Here is a 3,508-nt window from a genome sequence, read left to right as displayed (position 1 = left end):
CCATTCTGTTTGTTTGCAGAGTCCGGTTCAGACCAGCGCTTTGCCTTTGAGCAGCTTGCGTACCCAGTAACGGGCAGGGTGGAGCGCTTCCAGCAGATCGGCGGCCAGCGGCAGGGGATCGCCGCAGATCTCGCTGGCGAGCAGATCGCCACAGAGCGGCGCTGAGCAGAGGCCCCGCGAGCCGAGTGCCCCCAGCACATAGAGGCCGGGGTGAAGGGGGAGCGGCTGGGCGTTGTGTTGATCATGCTGCAGCTGCGCATAGTGATCAGCCAGACCTTGCAATCTGGCCACTGGCCCCACCACCGGCAGGTGATCCCGGCTGGCACAACGCACCCCTACGCGCGCCTCGTTGCCGCTCACATCCACCTCGGCGGGCCAGGTTTGCTCCGGCAGGCAGGCTTGCAACCGCATCTGATTCTGGATTTGCTCCTCGGCACGAAACTCAAGGCTGCTCTGGTTGCGGCCATAACTGGCACCGATGCAGTGTTGATCGTTGTGCATCGGCGTGAGGTAGCCATCGTAGCAGAGCACTGTGTTGAGCTGACTCAAGCTGGCCGTGGTCGGCACATGGCTCACCTGACCGCGCACCGGATAGAGCGGCAGCTCGGCAAAGGGGAGCAATGCTGGCAACTGGTGACCGGCAGCGACCACCAGATTGGGGGCCTGCCAGTGGCGGCCATCTTGGCTCTCTACTTGCCAGCCATCGGCCAGTTCAGTAATAGCGACCACCTCGGTGTTGAACACGACCTCCAGCAGGCCGCTGGCTTGTGCTTCTTTGATAGCGGCGCGGGTGAGATCGGCCGGACAGAGCCAGCCCCCCAGCGGGTAACTGACGCCGCTGTGGCCGCAGGGCAGGCCAACCACCTGCTCTACCTCTGCTGTAGAGAGGGGATGCATCAGCTCGGGTGGGAAGGGGCCCTGGCTCATTTTCGCCAGCTTGGCTGCCGATTTGTCGTCATAGCCGAGCTGGGTCACTCCACATAATTCGAAAGCGATAGGATGGCGTTCGGCCAACGCCAGCAGCCGTTGGCGGGCATAGCCAAAAGCGAGCGAATAGAAGCGTGACAGCGCATCGTGCTCGCCGTTAAGCAGGGGATAGAGGGCACCCTGGCGGTTGCCCGAGGCGCCGGTGGCCGGTTCGCCATCTGCACACAGCAACGTCACCTTGCGACTCCGCTCCACCAGAGAGAGCGCCGTCATGGCCGAGGCGATGCCGCCGCCGATGATCACCACCTCGCCAGCGCGTCCGGCAGGACGGGCATACCAGGGGGCGATGGTCTGCTGCGGCTGCTTGTCGGTGCGATCCCCCACCAGCATCTCCCGCTTGCTACCGTGACCCTTCACTTTCTTCATGGCAAAACCGGCGGCAATCAGGCCGCGACGGACAAAACCGGCACAGGTAAAGGTGGCGATGGAGCAATCGGGACGGGCGAGGCGAGCGAGAGCATCAAACAGCTCCTGTGTCCACATCTCCGGGTTTTTGGCCGGGGAGAAACCATCCAGATACCAGGCATCCACCAGACCTTCTGCTTGGTGAGGCACCTGCGGCAGCATATCCTTGATGTCGCCAAACCAGAGATCGAGGCGAATGCGGCCACCCGCAAAATGCAGGCGGTGGCAACCGGAGACCGGCAGCGGCCATTGGGCGACAAGATCCTGACTCAAGCCAAGTTCAGGCCAGGCGGCCAGCGCCTTGCGCAGATCGTCTTGGGTCAGGGGGTATTTCTCGAAACTGATGAAGTGCAGACGGGAGCCGTTGCCGGATTGGGGCGCCTGTTCCAGGAAGGCTTGCATTGTCGCCAGAAAGTTAAGACCTGTGCCGAAACCTGTTTCACCTATTACGAAACTGTCACTATCGTGGTGCGAAAATCGCGCAGGTAGCCGGTTTTGCTGCAAAAAGACGTAGCGGGTTTCACCTAGACCGTTATCATTGGAAAAGTACACATCCCCGAAGTCACTGGAGACAGGAGTTCCCGCTTCATTCCAGTCCAATCGGGCATGATGTAAGGATGTTTGACTCACGTTTTCCTCGGCTCGCGTCACAAAATCGCGGGCATTCTACGTGAAAGCAGACCAGTTTGGCAGCCGAAAGCGGGTAGACTTGGCGCCAGTTTTTCCAGACGAGATGAATTAATGAGAAGAGCAGTGATCACCGGTATCGGCGTCATCTCCAGTATCGGCAACAACAAGGAAGAAGTGCTGGCCTCCCTGAAAGCAGGTAAATCCGGCATCACCTATTCCGAGCAGTTCGAGCAGCACAACCTGCGCAGCCGTGTCTGGGGTAACATCAAACTCGATCCGTCTGAACTGATCGACCGTAAAGTCATGCGTTTCATGGGCGACGCTGCGGCCTACGCCTACCTCTCCATGCAGCAGGCCATTGAAGATGCCGGTCTGGCGGAAGATCAGGTCTCCAACGAGCGTACCGGCCTTGTGGTCGGTTCAGGTGGTGCCTCCGGCAAGAACACCTCGGAATCTGTGGACATCGCCCGTGAGAAAGGGGTCAAGCGTGTGGGCCCTTACATGGTGCCGCGCACCATGTCTTCCACCACCTCTGCTTGCCTCGCGACCCCGTTCCAGATCAAGGGTGTCAACTACTCCATCAGCTCAGCTTGCGCCACCTCTGCTCACTGCATCGGTCACGCGCTTGAACTGATCCAGCTTGGCAAACAGGATGTGGTCTTCGCTGGCGGCGGTGAAGAGCTGGACTGGTCCTCTACCATCCAGTTTGACGCCATGGGTGCCCTCTCCACCAAGTACAACGACACGCCGGAAAAAGCGTCCCGTACTTATGATGCGAACCGCGATGGTTTCGTTATCTCCGGTGGCGGCGGCATTCTGGTGATCGAAGAGCTGGAACATGCGCTGGCGCGTGGCGCTCACATCTATGCCGAGCTGACCGGTTACGGTGCTACCTCCGATGGCTACGACATGGTCGCCCCGAGCGGTGAAGGCGCGGTGCGTTGCATGAAGATGGCGATGCAGGGTGTGGGCAAGGTTGATTACATCAACACCCACGGCACCTCCACTCCGGTGGGTGATACCAAAGAGCTGGAAGCTATCCAGACTCTGTTTGGCGCCAACGGTCCCAAGATCTCTGCCACCAAGGCGATGACCGGCCATGCGCTGGGCGCTGCGGGCGTGCACGAGGCTGTCTACTCCCTGCTGATGATGGAACACGGCTTTATCGCCCCCAGCATCAACATCGAGACCCTGGACGAGAAGGCTGAAGGTCTGCCCATCGTGCGCGAGTATGAAGTGGCCGAACTCAATACCGTCATGTCCAACAGCTTCGGCTTTGGCGGTACCAACGCCTCCCTGGTGTTCAGCAAGTTCAAAGGCTGATATCCAATTGATGTGAAAAAAGCGCCTCAGGGCGCTTTTTTTGTCTTCGGGATCTGCCATCACTCATTGCAGAGCAGAGCAGAGCAGAGCAGAGCAGAGCAGAGCAGAGCAGAGCAGAGCAGAGCAGAGCAGAGCAGAGCAGAGCAGAGCAGAGCAGAGCAGA

2 protein-coding genes are annotated in these 3,508 nt (G+C 59.7%); one reads left to right on the top strand and one right to left on the bottom strand.

Annotation, left to right across the window (positions count from 1 at the left end; translation table 11 throughout):
- Nucleotides 1-27: 27 nt before the first annotated feature.
- Nucleotides 28-2,043 carry a bifunctional tRNA (5-methylaminomethyl-2-thiouridine)(34)-methyltransferase MnmD/FAD-dependent 5-carboxymethylaminomethyl-2-thiouridine(34) oxidoreductase MnmC gene (mnmC, locus tag AB5Y82_RS00010; protein ID WP_174218979.1) on the bottom strand — a complete coding sequence of 672 codons (2,016 nt, stop codon included), beginning with the start codon at nucleotides 2,041-2,043 and terminating at the stop codon, nucleotides 28-30.
- A gap of 90 nt (nucleotides 2,044-2,133) precedes the next feature.
- On the opposite strand from mnmC, the gene fabB reads away from it, so the two are divergent.
- Nucleotides 2,134-3,345, top strand: a complete 1,212-nt coding sequence (gene fabB / locus AB5Y82_RS00005; RefSeq protein ID WP_107683071.1) for a beta-ketoacyl-ACP synthase I — start codon at nucleotides 2,134-2,136, stop codon at nucleotides 3,343-3,345.
- Nucleotides 3,346-3,508: the final 163 nt, after the last annotated feature.

The sequence above is a fragment of the Aeromonas sp. s13 genome, from assembly GCF_040907905.1.
GTDB classification, from domain to species: Bacteria; Pseudomonadota; Gammaproteobacteria; order Enterobacterales; family Aeromonadaceae; genus Aeromonas; species Aeromonas veronii.
This window is presented reverse-complemented; position numbering and strand designations above follow the sequence as displayed.

Excerpts from the sequence above, each read along its gene's own strand:
- fabB (WP_107683071.1), top strand. The coding sequence starts at position 2,134 with ATGAGAAGAGCAGTGATCACCGGTATCGGCGTCATCTCCAGTATCGGC.